Origin of the sequence: Sagittula salina (assembly GCF_017813235.1) — a bacterium.
GTDB classification, from domain to species: domain Bacteria; phylum Pseudomonadota; class Alphaproteobacteria; order Rhodobacterales; family Rhodobacteraceae; genus Sagittula; species Sagittula salina.
This window is the reverse complement of record NZ_JAGISH010000010.1, coordinates 156113-170999: the sequence shown is the minus strand read 5'-3', so window position 1 is coordinate 170999 and position 14887 is coordinate 156113. Positions and strand designations below refer to the sequence as shown.

Genomic DNA, 14887 nt, shown 5'->3' with positions numbered 1-14887 from the left:
ATCTCTTGCGTGATTTGCAAGCGAAGCCCACCCCCGAAAGCACCGGCGTAGACCGGGCGGGGAAACGACCACAGGCACAGGTGCCCATCTCGGGCGGGGTCGATACACACATGGGGGTAAACCCCGGGCATGAGGCGGATTTGGGATGTCGAGCAGGACACTCCCGAAGGTAGTGGTACTGAAAGGCGGCCCCTCGGCAGAGCGTGAGGTCAGCCTTGTTTCCGGACGGGAATGTGCCGCTGCCTTGAGGGGCGAAGGATACGAGGTCGTGGAACTGGACGCGGGCGCCGATGTGGCGCAGCGACTGGCGGAGGCGCGGCCCGATGTGGTCTTCAATGCATTGCATGGCCGCTGGGGCGAGGATGGGTGCATCCAGGGAATGCTGGAGTGGTTGCGGCTACCCTATACGCATTCCGGGGTGCTTGCCTCGAGTCTTGCCATGGACAAGGAAAAGACCAAGGCGGCCTACCGGGCGGCGGGTCTCCCTGTTGCGGAAAGTATTCTCGCTAACAAGAGCGATGTCTCGGCCGCGCATGTCATGGCGCCGCCCTATGTGGTGAAGCCATACAACGAGGGGTCGTCGGTGGGCGTCTACCTTGTGCACGAGGCGGCAAACGGCCCGCCGGTGCTCAGCGCGGCCATGCCCGAAGTTGTCATGGTCGAGGCCTTCGTTCCCGGACGGGAACTGACCTGCACAGTCATGGGGGACCGGGCGCTTGGAGTGACAGAGATCCTGACCGACGGCTGGTACGATTACGAGGCAAAGTATACGGCTGGTGGATCACGCCACATCTGCCCGGCGGAGCTGCCCGAGGAGATCACCGAGGCCTGCATGGATCACGCGTTGCGCGCGCACACGGCGCTCGGGTGCCGGGGCGTGAGCCGGACTGATTTCCGCTGGGATGACGCCAAGGGGCAGGCTGGGCTGGTACTGCTGGAAACCAACACCCAGCCGGGGATGACGCCGACCTCGCTGTCGCCGGAGCATGCCGGGCTCATCGGCCTGAGCTTTGGCGAATTCTGTGCTTGGATGGTGGAGGACGCTTCTTGCGACAGATAATGCGGCGACCGCTGATTGCGCGACGGGTCGAAGGCGTGCAAAGCCGTCGCGGCCTGCAGGAGGACCCCGGAGCCGACACCGGCATGGCAAAGCTCGACCCGCGGATGAGCCGTCTGAAGTACCGGCTGGAACGGCTGATGCTGACGCCGTTGTTCCGCTTTGGCCTTCGGGTGGTGCTTCCCATCGTGGTGGTCGCTGGCGGGGTCGGGATCTGGTTTTCGATGGAGGGAAACCGCACCGCCTTTGCCGGAATGGTCGTGGATCTACGTCAAGCCGTTCAGAACCGCCCCGAGTTTCAAGTCAAGGTGATGGCGATCGATGGCGCATCCGAGCCGGTGGCGGAGGCGATCCGCGAGGCCGTACCGCTGCGTTTTCCGGTCAGTTCTTTCGACCTCGACCTGGCGGCGATGCAGGCCACGATTTCCTCGATGGACCCGGTGCGGGCGGTCGACCTGCATGTGCGGCAGGGCGGTGTGCTGCAGGTCGACGTGACAGAGCGCAAGGCGGCGGTGCTGTGGCGCTCCGCCGAGGGGCTGGTGATGCTTGATGATGGTGGCGTGACGGTGGGCGCGACCCAGAGCCGCCTTGACCATCCGGAATTGCCGGTGATCGCGGGCGAAGCGGCGCAAGGCGCGGTCGCGGAGGCGCTCAGGCTGTGGTCGGTGAGCGAACCGATCCGACAACGGCTGCGCGGGTTTGAACGCATTGGCGCGCGGCGGTGGGACGTGGTTCTGGACCGTGACCAGCGCATCAAGCTGCCGGAAACGGGCGCGGTGCAGGCGCTGGAGCGGGTGATCGCGCTGGCGATGGCGCCGCAGATGGACCTGCTGGCGCGCGACCTGACGGTGGTGGATTTGCGCCTGCCGCGTCGACCGGTGATCCGGATGAGCGATTCAGCAGCAGAGCAGATGTGGCAGATCAAGTTGATCGAGGCGGGTAAACAATGACACGGACACAGAATTCCGGGGGATACGGGCAATGATCGAGCTTTATGAATCCCAGCGCGCCATGCGTAACATGCGCCGCGCGGCGATGCAGCGTGGCGTGGTGGCGATCCTCGACGTCGGCACGTCGAAGATCGCCTGCCTCGTGCTGCGCTTCGACGGCACCGAGGCGCGCGAGGAGGGCATCGGCTCGCTGGCGGGGCAATCGGGCTTTCGTGTCATCGGGGCGGCGACGACGCGCTCCCGCGGGGTGCGGTTCGGTGAGATCCACGCCATGGGCGAGACGGAGCGCGCCATCCGCACCGCCGTGCAGGCGGCGCAGAAGATGGCGGGCATCCGCGTGGACCACGTGATCGCCGCCTTCTCCGGCGCCGAACCGCGCAGCTACGGCCTGGCGGGGCAGGTGGAGGTCATGGGCGTCACCGTGGACGAGCAGGACGTGGCCCGCGTGCTCTCAGCCTGCGACGTGCCGGAGTTCGGCCAACTCCGCGAGGTGCTGCACGCCCAGCCCGTGAACTTCGCGCTGGATCACCGCTCCGGGCTGATCGACCCGCGAGGCCAGATCGGCACCGAACTGTCCTGTGACATGCACATGCTGACCGTCGACGCGCAGTCGGTGGCGAACCTCGCCCATTGCGTGAAACGTTGCGACCTGGAACTGGCCGGGCTTGCCTCCTCGGCCTACGTGTCGGGTATCGCGGCGCTGGTCGAGGACGAGCAGGAACTGGGCGCGGCCTGCATCGACATGGGCGGCGGATCGACGGGCATCTCGATCTTCATCAAGAAGCACATGATCTATTCGGACTCCGTGCGTATGGGCGGGGATCACGTGACCTCCGACATCTCCATGGGGCTGCAGGTGCCGATGGCCACCGCGGAGCGGATCAAGACGTTCTATGGCGGTGTGGTCGCCACCGGCATGGACGACCGCGAAATGATCGAATGCGGCGGCGAGACCGGCGACTGGGAACACGACCGGCGCACGGTGAGCCGCGCGGAACTGATCGGCATCATGCGGCCACGCGTGGAGGAGATCCTCGAGGAGGTGCGGGAACGGCTGGACGTGGCGGGGTTTGACCATTTGCCGAGCCAGCAGATCGTGCTGACGGGGGCCGCGTCGCAGATCCCCGGACTGGACGGGCTGGCATCGAAGATCCTGGGTCAGCAGGTGCGGCTGGGCCGTCCCCTGCGGGTACACGGCCTGCCCCAGGCGGCGACGGGACCGGGGTTCGCCGGGGCGGTCGGGCTGTGCCTTTTCGCCGCCAACCCGCAGGACGAATGGTGGGACTTCGAGATCCCGGTGGACCGCTATCCGGCGCGTTCGCTGAAGCGTGCGGTGCAATGGTTCCGGGACAATTGGTGACAGGAATTCCCTTTGACGCACTGTCTTGTCGGGCAATCGCACCCGCCGGGACCGGGCCGAAAGGGGTGGCAAAGGATCGCCTAAGCCCCGCCCGCCCGGCTATTTGAATGGTGACAGCTCCATGTCGGGGTGTTAGTGAGGCTGTGGATAAGGCCGGGATAACCGGCCACGGAGGGATCGGGCAGATCCTTTGCTTGTATGAGTTGACCAGCTTGCTGCGGGGCCGTGTTGTCCTGTGGCTGGTGCTGCCTGTTCGCCGCCCTACAGGATCTTGTCCGCGTCGCCAAAACTCGCGGATCCCCGCCGAAAACCCGCCATATTTGGTGTTTTTACCCTGTTTTTTGCGTGACGCCGTGCTGAAGTCTCGGTAAACTCACCCTTAACAGGCAGAGGACGTGCCTGGATCGGTGAGATCACCAAATCGATAACGGTCGATAGAACACTCGATAAAGAACACAGGCGGACACACCATGGCACTGAACCTTTCCATGCCCGGACAGGAAGACTTGAAACCGCGCATCACGGTCTTTGGCGTGGGCGGGGCCGGCGGCAATGCCGTAAATAACATGATCGAAAAGCAGCTGGAGGGGGTCGATTTCGTCGTTGCGAACACCGATGCCCAGGCGCTGCAGCAGAGCATGGCGCAGAACCGCATCCAGCTGGGTGTGAAGGTGACCGAAGGGCTTGGCGCAGGGGCGCGGGCCGCAGTCGGTGCGGCAGCGGCGGAAGAGTCGATCGAGAGCATCGTCGACCATCTTGCCGGCGCGCACATGTGCTTCATCACCGCCGGAATGGGAGGCGGGACCGGGACGGGTGCGGCGCCAATCATTGCTCAGGCAGCACGTGAACTTGGCGTTCTAACCGTCGGTGTCGTCACGAAACCCTTCCAGTTCGAAGGCGGGAAGCGGATGCGCCAGGCGGAAGAGGGTGTCGAGACACTCCAGAAGATGGTCGATACGCTGATCATCATTCCGAACCAGAATCTGTTCCGCCTCGCCAACGAAAAGACGACCTTCACCGAAGCGTTTTCGATGGCTGACGACGTGCTGTACCAGGGCGTGAAGGGCGTGACCGACCTGATGGTGCGTCCGGGCCTGATCAACCTCGATTTTGCCGACGTACGCGCCGTGATGGACGAAATGGGCAAGGCAATGATGGGTACCGGCGAAGCCGAGGGCGAAGATCGCGCCGTTCAGGCCGCCGAGAAGGCCATAGCGAACCCGCTGCTGGACGAAATCTCGCTCCGGGGTGCGAAGGGCGTCCTGATCAACATCACCGGCGGTACCGATCTGACGCTGTTCGAACTGGACGAGGCGGCCAACCGCATCCGCGAGGAAGTCGACCCGGACGCGAACATCATCGTCGGCTCCACCATGGACGAAAGCCTTGGCGGCATGATGCGTGTGTCGGTTGTGGCGACGGGTATCGACGCCACCGACATGCCGCACGAGATGCCGGTTCCGCGCCGGTCCCTGTCGCATCCGATCCGCCAGCAGGCCGCACCGGAAGAGCAGGCCGTCCGGGCCGCAGCCCCCGCGCCGCAGAGCAAGCAAGAGCCGGTCCAAGAGCCGCTGTTCGACCATTTCGAGGACGACCAACTGAACGGGCGGGACGACGTTCTGGAAGACGAGGCCCCGTCGGCCGCGCCCGTGGCCATGGACGACGACGGCCTGCCTCCGCCAGCCTACCGCCCGAAGATGTCGGATTTCCTGCCGCAGCAGGATAGCATCGAAGCGGACCCGAACGATTTTGTCGCGCCGCGCAAACCCACGCCCGGCGAACCGAGCCCGGCCACGCTGGATCGCCTGAAGGCCGCCGCTGCGCGGACGCGCGAAGCACAGGGCCGTCCCGCTGCCGCACCGGCGCAGCAGACGGAAGAAAAGTCGCGTTTTTCGGTCAACTCTCTGATCGGCCGGATGACCGGCCACGGTGGCGAGGCCCCGCAGGGGCACGCTCAGGCGCGCCGCCAGCCTCCGGTTCAGGGCCATCGTCCGGCCCCGGCTCCCGCACCGGCACAGGACGTGGAGCAGGAAGAAGATCGCATCGAGATCCCCGCATTCCTGCGCCGTCAGGCAAACTGATCGAAAACCGGCGGGGCTGACCGGTCGGTCGGCCCCTTCGGGTGCACGAACCAAGGTCTACCTCGTCTCGGACTCCGAGACCCTCGTGGAAGGCACCCCCTGTGAGAACAGGGGGTGTTTTTCCGTTTGTGGGCTGTCGGGCTTTGAGCCTTTGGGTCGATGCATCGCGCGCGATCTGCTGGTCTTTACGTTGGATTGACCATGCGTCAGGCTGGGGCTGGGTGCTGTGCCTGATAACGATTTCCGGTGCAATAGGCCGAAGATGGTCATTTCCACTACACTTCCACCCCGCACGCACGTCTGTGGACATGTATGTTTTTTTAAATGTTTCAAATGGTTGCATGTCGTTCCGAGTTGGGTTGGCGGGCCATCGCTTATGGCGGATCGGGGATGTTTCACTTGGTTACAATCTTTGATTTGAGGCTGGAGGTCGCTTCGCCCTATCTCTGAAGAAAAGCCGCGCCGGGTACTTTGGGGGGCGTTGGCAGTGACAGGACGACCACGTGCAGACTACCATCGGTACCGCGATCAGCTTTGACGGCCCCGGGCTTCATTCCGGGGCACCAGCACGGCTGACAATCCGCCCGGCCGGTGCCGACCACGGCATCTGGTTCAAGCGGTGCGACGTGGAACTGGGTGATGCGATGATCCCGGCACGCTGGGACATGGTGCGGACCTCGCCCTTGTGCACGGAAATCGTCAACGCCGCCGGCGTGGCGGTGTCCACCGTCGAACACGTCATGGCCGCGCTTGCGGGCTGCGGCGTGCACAACGCGTTGGTGGAGATCGACGGCCCGGAGGCGCCGATCCTCGACGGGTCTTCCGTGCCCTTCGTGCGTGGTATCCTGAAGGCGGGTCTGCGGCCGCAGGGCGTGCCGGTTCGCGCCATCGAAATTCTCGAAGCGGTCGAGGTGGAAACACCCTCAGGGTGGGCGCGGCTATCGCCCGCAAAGCCCGGAACAGGGCTGGAAATGTCCTTTCACATCGACTTCACCGACGCCGCTATCGGGCGCCAGGAAAAACGCCTGAACCTCGCCAATGGAACCTTTGTCCGCGAACTGTGCGACAGCCGGACATTCTGCCGCGCGGCGGACGTCGAGGCAATGCATGCAGTCGGCAAGGCCTTGGGCGGAACGCTGGAGAATGCGGTTGTGGTTGACGGCGACAAGGTATTGAGCCCGGGCGGCTTCCGCCGCGAAGACGAAGCGGTGCGTCACAAGATGCTCGACGCACTCGGCGACCTCGCGCTTGCGGGGGCGCCGATCCTTGGCCTTTACGAAGGCCACAAGGCTGGCCACGCGCTGACCAACGCACTGCTGCGCGCGCTATTCGCCCGGCCGACGGCTTGGCGCATGGTGTCATGCGACGCCGAAATGGCCGAAAGCCTGCCTGGGTCGGGTGTCGAGCGCGACGAGATTCCGGCAGTCGCCTGAGGCACGGGCCGGGATATTGTCCGGGTCCGGGATGCGGGCCTGAGACGCAGGGGGGCAGCACAAAAACCTTTCTGGAAACCGGGAAACGCCGCCCGGCAACATCTTGCGTCACTTTGCGCCGAGCGGCGCCGATAGGGCGTTTTGCACCGGAATTTTCTGTGCTAGACCCGAGCCAAGGGAGGCCGCCTGACGGTGCGTGCACAAAGTGCGCCGCAGCGGTCCGAAAAGAACAGAGGACGGTGGTATGACTGGGGGCAAGTCGCGGGCTTTGGTGTTCGGGATGGGCGTGTGTGCGCTCCTGCTGTCGGGATGTGGGGAGTTGTCCCGCAAGGACCGCGGGCCCGACGGGCAACCGCTGGAAACCTACACGGCAAAGCAGATATACGAGCGCGGCGAATACGAGATGTCGCGCAAGGACTGGGAAGACGGTGCCTTCTACTTCGGTGAGGTGGAGCGGCTGTATCCCTATTCGGATTGGGCAAAGCGGGCCCTGATCATGCAGGCCTATTCTTACCACAAGAACAAGGAATACGAAAAAGCGCGCGGGTCCGCGCAGCGCTTCATCGATTTCTATCCGGCTGATGACGACGCGGCCTACGCGCAATACCTCCTTGCGCTGTCCTACTACGACCAGATCGAACTGGTAGGCCGCGATCAGGGGTTGACCTTTCAGGCACTGCAGGCGCTGCGCGCGGTGATCGAACGCTACCCGGATAGCGAATATGCGCGCTCCTCCATCCTGAAATTCGACCTCGCCTTCGACCATCTCGCGGGCAAGGAAATGGAGATCGGGCGCTACTATTTGAAGCGCGACCACTTTGGCGCGGCGATTTCGAGGTTCCGCGTGGTGGTGGAGGATTTCCAGACCACGACGCACACGCCGGAAGCGTTGCACCGACTGGTTGAGGCTTACCTCTCGCTCGGACTGACGCAGGAGGCGCAGACCGCTGCCGCGATCTTGGGCTACAATTACCAGTCGACGGAGTGGTATCAGGACAGCCACCGGCTGCTCACGAAGCACGGGCTGGAGCCGAAAGTCTTTGAAAACAACTGGCTGGGTGCGATCTACCGCCAGATGGTGAAAGGCGAGTGGCTCTGACGAGGACGGGGCTGGCGTCCAGTGGTCGCGTGCCCGTCTTGTGCCCGTCTGAGCCCCGAGAGATGACCGATGCTGCGCGCGCTTGAAATTCGGGACATGCTGATTATCGACAGGCTGGAGCTGGATTTCCGGCCAGGTCTGAACGTGCTGACCGGGGAAACCGGGGCTGGCAAATCCATCCTGCTGGATTCGCTGGGCTTTGTGCTCGGTTGGCGGGGGCGGGCAGAACTGGTCCGGGCGGGCGCCGGGCAGGGCGAGGTCGTGGCGGTCTTCGATCTTGCCTCGAACCACGCGGCATGGGGTGTGCTGCGCGAGGCGGGGCTGCCTGCGGAGGGCGAACTGATCCTGCGGCGGGTGAATACCGCTGACGGGCGCAAGACCGGATGGGTCAATGATCGTCGCGTATCCGGCGAGGTGCTGCGGGCGCTGTCGGATACCCTGGTGGAATTGCACGGACAGCACGACGACAAGGGGCTGCTGGACCCGAAGGGGCACCGCGCGATCCTCGACGATTACGCGGGGACGGACGCCGCACTGGAGGGGGTGCGCAAGACCTGGCGGGGCGTCGGGTCAGCGCGGCGCGATCTCAGCACGGCACGCGCGGCGCTGGAGGCGGTGCGCGCGGAAGAGGATTTCCTGCGGCACGCGGTAGCGGAACTGCAGGCGCTTGGCCCCGAAGAGGGCGAAGAGGCGGTTCTGGATGCCCGGCGTCGCCGGATGCAGGCAGCGGAGAAAATCCGGGACGATATCGCGCAGGCTTCGGCGGCACTTGGGTACGAGGGCGCCGAAGGCGCCATGTCCGGCGCGCTGCGCTGGCTGGAAGGGGCATCGGAAAAGGCCGAGGGGCAGCTCGATGCCCCGATCGAAGCGCTCGTGCGCGCCATGGCGGAGTTGGACGAGGCTGCGCGCGGAGTTGCGGACTGCCTGGACGCGCTGGATTTCAATCCGGCGGATCTGGAGGACTGTGAGGAAAGGCTATTCGCTCTCAGGGGCCTGGCGCGGAAACATCAGGTGATGCCGGACGCGCTGCCTGGGCTGGCTGCGGAGCTTTCGGCGCGACTGGAGGCACTCGACGCGGGAGAGGCGCGCATTGGCGGCTTGGAAAAGGCCCTGCGCGAGGCGGAAGCCGCCTATGACGCTGCGGCGCAGGCGCTGACCGCGCAGCGCAGGGAAGCGGCGTTGCGGCTGGATGCGGCGGTGGCGGCGGAGCTGGAGCCGCTCAAAATGGGCCGAGCGGTTTTCGAAACCGAAGTGGTTGTGGGGCCGGACGGGCCGGAGGGGCGCGACGCTGTGACTTTCCGTGTCGCCACCAACCCCGGCGCGCCGGCAGGTGCCCTGAACAAGATCGCCTCGGGCGGGGAATTGTCGCGTTTTCTGTTGGCCTTGAAGGTCGCGCTTCATGTCGAGGCAGGGCAAGGCGTAACGATGATTTTCGACGAGATCGACCGTGGTGTTGGCGGCGCCACGGCGGATGCGGTTGGGCGGCGCCTGAAGGCGCTGGCGGATGACGGGCAGGTGCTGGTCGTGACGCATTCGCCGCAGGTTGCCGCGCTGGGGGCGCACCACTGGCGCGTCGCGAAACGCGTTGAAGGTGGCATGACACTGTCGGAGGTCGTCCCGCTCGGCGCCGAAGAGCGCGAAGCTGAACTCGCGCGGATGCTGTCTGGCGATACCGTCACGGAGGCGGCCCGCGCTGCTGCGCGGGCCCTCCTCGACGGCTAAGGGGCTTTGTCCAATCGGCCGTAATTCGGTTTACGCGATGTTCAGGTAACGCGCTGTACGGTTGAGGCGACCGCTCAACCGGAGGTGCGAAGAGTTTGACCGATCGTCACGAACGCGAAGCTGAGATCGCCGAAGCGGCGCTGGGGCTTCTGGCGGAGAAAGGCTATGGCGGCATGTCGATGCTGGCAGTGGCCAAACGGGCTCGGGCATCGAACGAGACGCTCTATCGGTGGTACGGGGACAAGACCGGGCTGTTCGAAGTGATGATCGCCCGCAACCTCGGAGCGCTGGCGGAACGGCTGGAAACAGTGGGCGATCCCCCGGAGGCGCATACGCTAGCCCGGCTAGGGGAGGTGCTGCTGGAGGGCCAGTTGTCGCCCGCCTCCATCGGCCTGCACCGCGCTGCGGCGGCGGATGCCAGCGACCGGCTCGGAGCGACACTGGCGGAGGGCTGGTATCTGCTGGTGTACCCGGTGTTACTGTCTGCATTCAGCCGCTTGCGGAGCGCCGGCGTGATCGCGGTGGAACCGGCAGACGCGCTGGCGCTCTGGTTGGACCTGCTGCCGGGGGACAGGCCACTGCGCTGCGTCACGGGCGCGATCACCATCCCGGGCGAGGTTCTGCATCGGGCACGGGCGGCGCGGGCGCAGGCGGCGGTGCTGGCGCTATGCGGGTGAATGGTTCAGTTGCCCGGAACCAGTTTGCCCGGGTTCAGTATATTGCCGGGGTCGAGCGCGATTTTCAGGTCGCCCATGATCGACCAGGCTTCGCCATGCTCTGCGGTCATGAAGGCCTTCTTTCCGATGCCGACGCCGTGCTCTCCGGTGCAGGTACCACCCAGCGCAAGTGCGCGTTCGGCCATGCCGGTCGACAGGGCCTTTGCCCGATCGAGATCGTCGGTATTCTCCGGGTCGATCAGTAGGATGGCGTGGAAGTTGCCATCGCCAACATGCCCGAGGATCGGGCCAGGGATCCCGGACGCAGCGATGTCGGCCTGCGTTTCTTCAACGGCGCGGGCCAGTTGGCTGATCGGCACGCAGATGTCGGTGACTATCGCCCGTGCACCGGGCCGCGAGGCGAGAATAGCGTAATAGCCGTTATGGCGCATGGCCCAGAGGGCGGTGCGATCTTCCGTATTCGAGGACCACTGAAATTCCGAACCGCCGTGATCGGCGACGATTTCCGCGAAACGCGCGGCATCCTGCGCAACGCTTTCTGGCGAGCCGTGAAATTCCACCAGCAGATGCGGCAGCGCCGCCATATTGGAACCGGCGTAGGCGTTGAAGGCGCGCGCGGTTTCGCGACAGACGAATTCGATGCGGGCCAATGGAATGCCCATCTGGATGGTGTCCATCACCGCATTCACGGCCGAGGCCATGTCGGGAAAGGCGCAGATCCCGGCAGAGATCGATTCCGGTATGCCATGCAGGCGCAAGGTGATCTCAGTCACCAGCGCCAGCGTGCCTTCGGAGCCGACCAGAAGCGCGGTCAGGTCGTAACCGGCTGCGGTCTTTCGCGCGCGTGAACCGGTGCGAATTACGCGACCATCGGCAAGAACCGCCTCAAATCCCATAACATTGTCGCGCATCGTGCCGTATCTTACCGTTGTCGTTCCCGAAGCGCGCGTCATCGCCATGCCGCCGATGGTGGCGTTCGCTCCGGGATCGACCGGAAAGAAAAGGCCGGTGGCGCGCAGTTCCTCGTTCAGGGCCTCACGGGTAACACCAGGCTGGACCGTTACATCCATATCTGCGGGGCGCAGGGTGAGCACCCGGTTCATGCGCGCGAAATCCACCGTGACGCCGCCCTGAAGCGCCTGTGCCTGCGCCTCCAGCGAGGTGCCCGCGCCGTACCCCGTGACGGGAACGCCGTGACGGGCGCAAATCTGCAAGATGCGGGAGACTTCTTCGGTTGTCTCCGGCCAGGCCACCGCGTCGGGCGGCGCGGGGGCGAAGTAACTTTCCGAAAGACCGTGTGCGTCCAGATCGGGCTTGGCCGTGCTGAGCCGTTCGCCTAGGAATGCCTGTAAGTCGTCGAGCGCCTTGGCGAGGGGCATATGGGGCCTCCGAGTGGTTAACGAAGCCACTCTAGCCAAGCGTGCAAGGCGGGGGAAGTCGCGGGATCGGAGGAAGCACCTGTGTCAGGGGTGATCGGGCAACACCTTGAAACGATCCGGGGGGACCTGCGTCGGGGATGGGACCTGATCCGGCACAAGGGCCCCGGACAGGTCACCTTCTGGTTCGTGGCGCTTTCGCTGGGGACGGTCTGCGGTTTCGGCGCCATCGGGTTCCGTTTCGCGGTGGAGTGGTTGCAGGAGGCGCTGTACCGCACAGATGACGTGAACCGGCTTGCCAGTTGGGCGGGGCAACTGCACTGGCCGTGGGTCGTGGCCATCCCGGTCGCGGGCGGCATCGTCGTCGGGGTGATCCTGCAACGCTTCACGCCGGACGGGAGGGTACGGTCAGTCGGCGACGTGATCGAGGGCGCAGCGCTGAACGACGGGCGTGTGGAGCGGCGTGCGGGCGTGGCCTCTGTCCTGTGTTCGTGGATAACGCTGTCGACGGGGGGCAGCACGGGGCGCGAAGGCCCGGTGGTGCATATGGCGGCACTGCTGGCGACTTGGACGGCGAACCGGATGAAGGTCGACGGCATCACCGGGCGCGACCTGCTGGGCTGCGCAGTGGCGGCGGCGGTTTCGGCCAGCTTCAACGCGCCCATTGCGGGGGCTCTTTTCGCGCTGGAGGTCGTGTTGCGGCACTTCGCCTTGCACGCATTCGCGCCGATCGTGGTGGCTTCGGCGGCGGGGACGGTGATCAACCGGCTGGTCTATGGCGACGTGACGGAGTTCCTGTTGCCCGGTACCACGACGGTTGAGTTTTATCTGGAGTTGCCGGCCTTCTTTCTGCTGGGGCTGGTCTGCGGCATGGTCGCGGTGGTGATGATGCGGGCGATCTTCTTTGCCGACGACGTGGAGACGGCGGTGCAGCAGCGGCTGAAACTGCCGCGGTGGGCGCGCCCGGCGGTGGCCGGGCTGCTGCTGGGCATAATCGCGGTGAAATTCCCGCATATTATCGGCGTGGGATACGAAACCACGAGCCTCGCGCTGACCGGGCAATTGGTGTTGGGGCAGGCCTTTACCTTTGCCATGATAAAGGTGCTGGCGGTGTCGATCACCATGGCTGGGCGCATGGGCGGAGGGATCTTTTCACCTTCGCTGATGGTCGGGGCGCTGACCGGGCTGACCTTTGGCCATATCGCCACGGCCTTCTTTCCGGAGGCATCTTCGGCCTTCACGCTCTATGCGCTGGCGGGGATGGGGGCGTTGGCGGCGGCGGTACTGGGGGCGCCGATCTCCACCACGCTCATCGTCTTTGAACTGACGGGCGACTGGCAGACGGGGCTGGCGGTGATGATTTCCGTATCGATGTCGACGGCGCTGTCCGCACGCGTGGTGCATCGCTCGTTCTTCCTGACACAGTTGGAGCGGCGCAAGGTAGCGCTTGCCGCGGGTCCACAAAGCTACCTTCTGGGGATGTTCCGGGTGCGCGGCGTCATGCGCAAGCCCGACGATGCGCGCGCTGCCGAAGAGGCGGAGTGCATTGAGATGATCGAGACGGGGCTGTACATTCTGGAGGACGCCACGCTGAAGACTGCCCTGCCGCAACTCGATGCATCGTCGAAACCCTTCCTGCCGGTGGTGCGGATGGAGGGCGGGCAGCCGGTTCTACAGGGGGCGCTGTTCCACGTCGACGCGCTGAAAGCCTACAACAAGGCGCTGGCGGCCACGGCGGCAGAGGAGCATTCCTGACCGAAGGCAGGCACGGCAAGCGTGTCGAAGGCGTGTCGTCGGCTACGCCCCCGGCTCCTTGCTCAGTGCCAATTCGATCAGCGCCCGTCGCGCCGATCGATCTGGCGCGCGATGCAGCGGTCGAGATTTCCGGAGAATGCGCAGGCGGCCAGCAGGCCGGGCAGTTCTTGGGGCGTGACGCGGATCACGCGGCGACCGTCGCGGTATTCCTCGCGGTTTTCCTGTCGCGTCACGCGCGGAGCGGGGCGATCGACCGACAGGTAGTTTGCGGCGGCAAAGCCAACAGCGCCATCCTCCGTTCTTACCAGCCGCCAGTTGTCGGTCCCGCCGTCCAGCACCTCCACCTGCGTTCCGTGCGACATGGTGGCGGCGATGGCAAAATCCGTGCCCGGCCCCTGCCGCAGGTTCAGCGCACCGTAGTCGGGCGCATCGACAAAACGCGTGCCGCGGGCCGGCGCACCGGGCTGTGCCCGGTTGAGCGGAGCCTCGGACGTCAGGTAGTTGCCGTGTACGTAGCCGACCTGCCCTGACTCGCTGCGGACGCGGCGCCATGGATCGCCGCCGCCGAGGATGGTGACGGGGCTGCCATGCTGCAGGGTGTCGAGCACCGCCGTATTCGTCCCCGGTCCCTGCCGCAGGTTCAGCGCGCTGGTGCGGGAACTGACGTACATGCGTTCCCGTCCATCGTCGCGGCTCTGATCGCGCGGAAAGTCGCGCCCCGAGTCGCGCCCCGTCTCGCGCCCCGTCTCGCGCCAGGCCCCGGTGCTGCCCCCGCGCGAGGCATCGCGGTGAATCCAGTCGGGGCGGTCGGAGGCGCGCGGCAGCGTCGGGTTTTCCGCGCGGGGCTTTTCGGATGCCTCCACGGGCGGCTGGGCGAGTGCGGAGCGGCGAATCCAACCCTCCGCCCCGGATGGATGACGCACCTTCACCCACATGTCGGCGGGGTCGTTGCCCAGTACATCCACCGTAGCGCCGGGGCGCAGCAGGCGAACGAGGTCGAAGGCTTCCGCCGGTCCGCGGCGCATCTCGATCGTGGTGCCGCGTGGCGCGTCGATAAGGGCCTGTGCCGCCCATGCGGCCGAAAGCGGCGCGGCAGTGGCGATCACGAGGCTGGCGAGCAGGGGCAAGAGCCGGGGCATGGCGGTGTCCTTTCCTTCGTCTTCCGGTCGCTCGGCCGTTTCCCTCCCGGGCAGCGCGGGACCGGATAGGGGGAAGCTGGGGGCGGGGCCGGTGTCATGCAATAACATGGACCAGATATGGTGAAGCGACGGTAAGCGGCGTCCAGTCAGGCGCCTGTCATGAGCGATTTCCCGCGTGCCGTTGACGGCCATGAGGCCGTGACACAGCAGCGAGAGAGGGGCGTTCCGTGCATGAAAA

At 65.4% G+C, this 14887-nt stretch carries 11 protein-coding genes; 9 read left to right on the top strand and 2 right to left on the bottom strand.

Features of this window, described 5'->3' with window-relative positions; translation table 11 throughout:
• Nucleotides 1-145: 145 nt before the first annotated feature.
• The 8 genes from J5474_RS17365 (at nt 146) to J5474_RS17330 (ending at nt 10379) form a co-directional block, all read left to right on the top strand.
• Nucleotides 146-1060, top strand: coding sequence for a D-alanine--D-alanine ligase (locus tag J5474_RS17365; protein WP_209362393.1), 915 nt, complete (start codon nt 146-148; stop codon nt 1058-1060).
• Complete coding sequence (locus J5474_RS17360; protein WP_342454059.1) at nt 1048-2007, top strand: cell division protein FtsQ/DivIB; 960 nt, start codon at nt 1048-1050, stop codon at nt 2005-2007. The genes J5474_RS17365 and J5474_RS17360 overlap by 13 nt, the downstream gene beginning before the upstream one ends.
• Before the next feature lie 31 nt (nt 2008-2038).
• Nucleotides 2039-3367: a cell division protein FtsA gene (gene ftsA / locus J5474_RS17355; RefSeq protein ID WP_209362390.1), complete on the top strand. Its 1329-nt coding sequence runs from the start codon at nt 2039-2041 to the stop codon at nt 3365-3367.
• Between the two features lie 470 nt (nt 3368-3837).
• Nucleotides 3838-5448, top strand: a complete 1611-nt coding sequence (ftsZ, locus tag J5474_RS17350; protein WP_209362388.1) for a cell division protein FtsZ — start codon at nt 3838-3840, stop codon at nt 5446-5448.
• Between the two features lie 503 nt (nt 5449-5951).
• Nucleotides 5952-6881 (top strand): UDP-3-O-acyl-N-acetylglucosamine deacetylase, encoded by a 930-nt coding sequence (gene lpxC / locus J5474_RS17345; protein ID WP_209362386.1) that lies wholly within the window; start codon nt 5952-5954, stop codon nt 6879-6881.
• Between the two features lie 244 nt (nt 6882-7125).
• Nucleotides 7126-7980 carry an outer membrane protein assembly factor BamD gene (locus J5474_RS17340; protein ID WP_209362384.1) on the top strand — a complete coding sequence of 285 codons (855 nt, stop codon included), beginning with the start codon at nt 7126-7128 and terminating at the stop codon, nt 7978-7980.
• 69 nt (nt 7981-8049) lie between these two features.
• Nucleotides 8050-9702, top strand: a complete 1653-nt coding sequence (recN, locus tag J5474_RS17335) for a DNA repair protein RecN (RefSeq protein WP_209362381.1) — start codon at nt 8050-8052, stop codon at nt 9700-9702.
• A gap of 95 nt (nt 9703-9797) precedes the next feature.
• Entirely contained in the window at nt 9798-10379 is a 582-nt protein-coding gene (locus tag J5474_RS17330) for a TetR/AcrR family transcriptional regulator (RefSeq protein ID WP_209362379.1), read from the top strand.
• A 5-nt stretch (nt 10380-10384) separates the two neighbouring features.
• Here J5474_RS17330 and J5474_RS17325 read toward each other — a convergent pair whose 3' ends face one another.
• On the bottom strand, nt 10385-11758 hold the full coding sequence (locus tag J5474_RS17325; protein WP_209362376.1) for an FAD-binding oxidoreductase: 1374 nt from the start codon (nt 11756-11758) through the stop codon (nt 10385-10387).
• A gap of 81 nt (nt 11759-11839) precedes the next feature.
• Between J5474_RS17325 and J5474_RS17320 the strand changes: the two genes are divergently transcribed.
• The gene (locus tag J5474_RS17320) at nt 11840-13510 is read left to right on the top strand and encodes a chloride channel protein (protein ID WP_209362375.1); all 1671 of its coding nucleotides are present in this window, start codon (nt 11840-11842) and stop codon (nt 13508-13510) included.
• Between the two features lie 77 nt (nt 13511-13587).
• On the opposite strand, the gene J5474_RS17315 is transcribed toward J5474_RS17320, so the two are convergent.
• The gene (locus J5474_RS17315; RefSeq protein ID WP_209362374.1) at nt 13588-14649 is read right to left on the bottom strand and encodes an SH3 domain-containing protein; all 1062 of its coding nucleotides are present in this window, start codon (nt 14647-14649) and stop codon (nt 13588-13590) included.
• Nucleotides 14650-14887: the final 238 nt, after the last annotated feature.

Excerpts from the sequence above, each read along its gene's own strand:
- J5474_RS17340 (WP_209362384.1), top strand. The coding sequence starts at position 7,126 with ATGACTGGGGGCAAGTCGCGGGCTTTGGTGTTCGGGATGGGCGTGTGT.
- J5474_RS17325 (WP_209362376.1), bottom strand. The coding sequence starts at position 11,758 with ATGCCCCTCGCCAAGGCGCTCGACGACTTACAGGCATTCCTAGGCGAA.
- ftsA (WP_209362390.1), top strand. The coding sequence starts at position 2,039 with ATGATCGAGCTTTATGAATCCCAGCGCGCCATGCGTAACATGCGCCGC.
- J5474_RS17315 (WP_209362374.1), bottom strand. The coding sequence starts at position 14,649 with ATGCCCCGGCTCTTGCCCCTGCTCGCCAGCCTCGTGATCGCCACTGCC.
- J5474_RS17365 (WP_209362393.1), top strand. The coding sequence starts at position 146 with ATGTCGAGCAGGACACTCCCGAAGGTAGTGGTACTGAAAGGCGGCCCC.
- recN (WP_209362381.1), top strand. The coding sequence starts at position 8,050 with ATGCTGCGCGCGCTTGAAATTCGGGACATGCTGATTATCGACAGGCTG.
- ftsZ (WP_209362388.1), top strand. The coding sequence starts at position 3,838 with ATGGCACTGAACCTTTCCATGCCCGGACAGGAAGACTTGAAACCGCGC.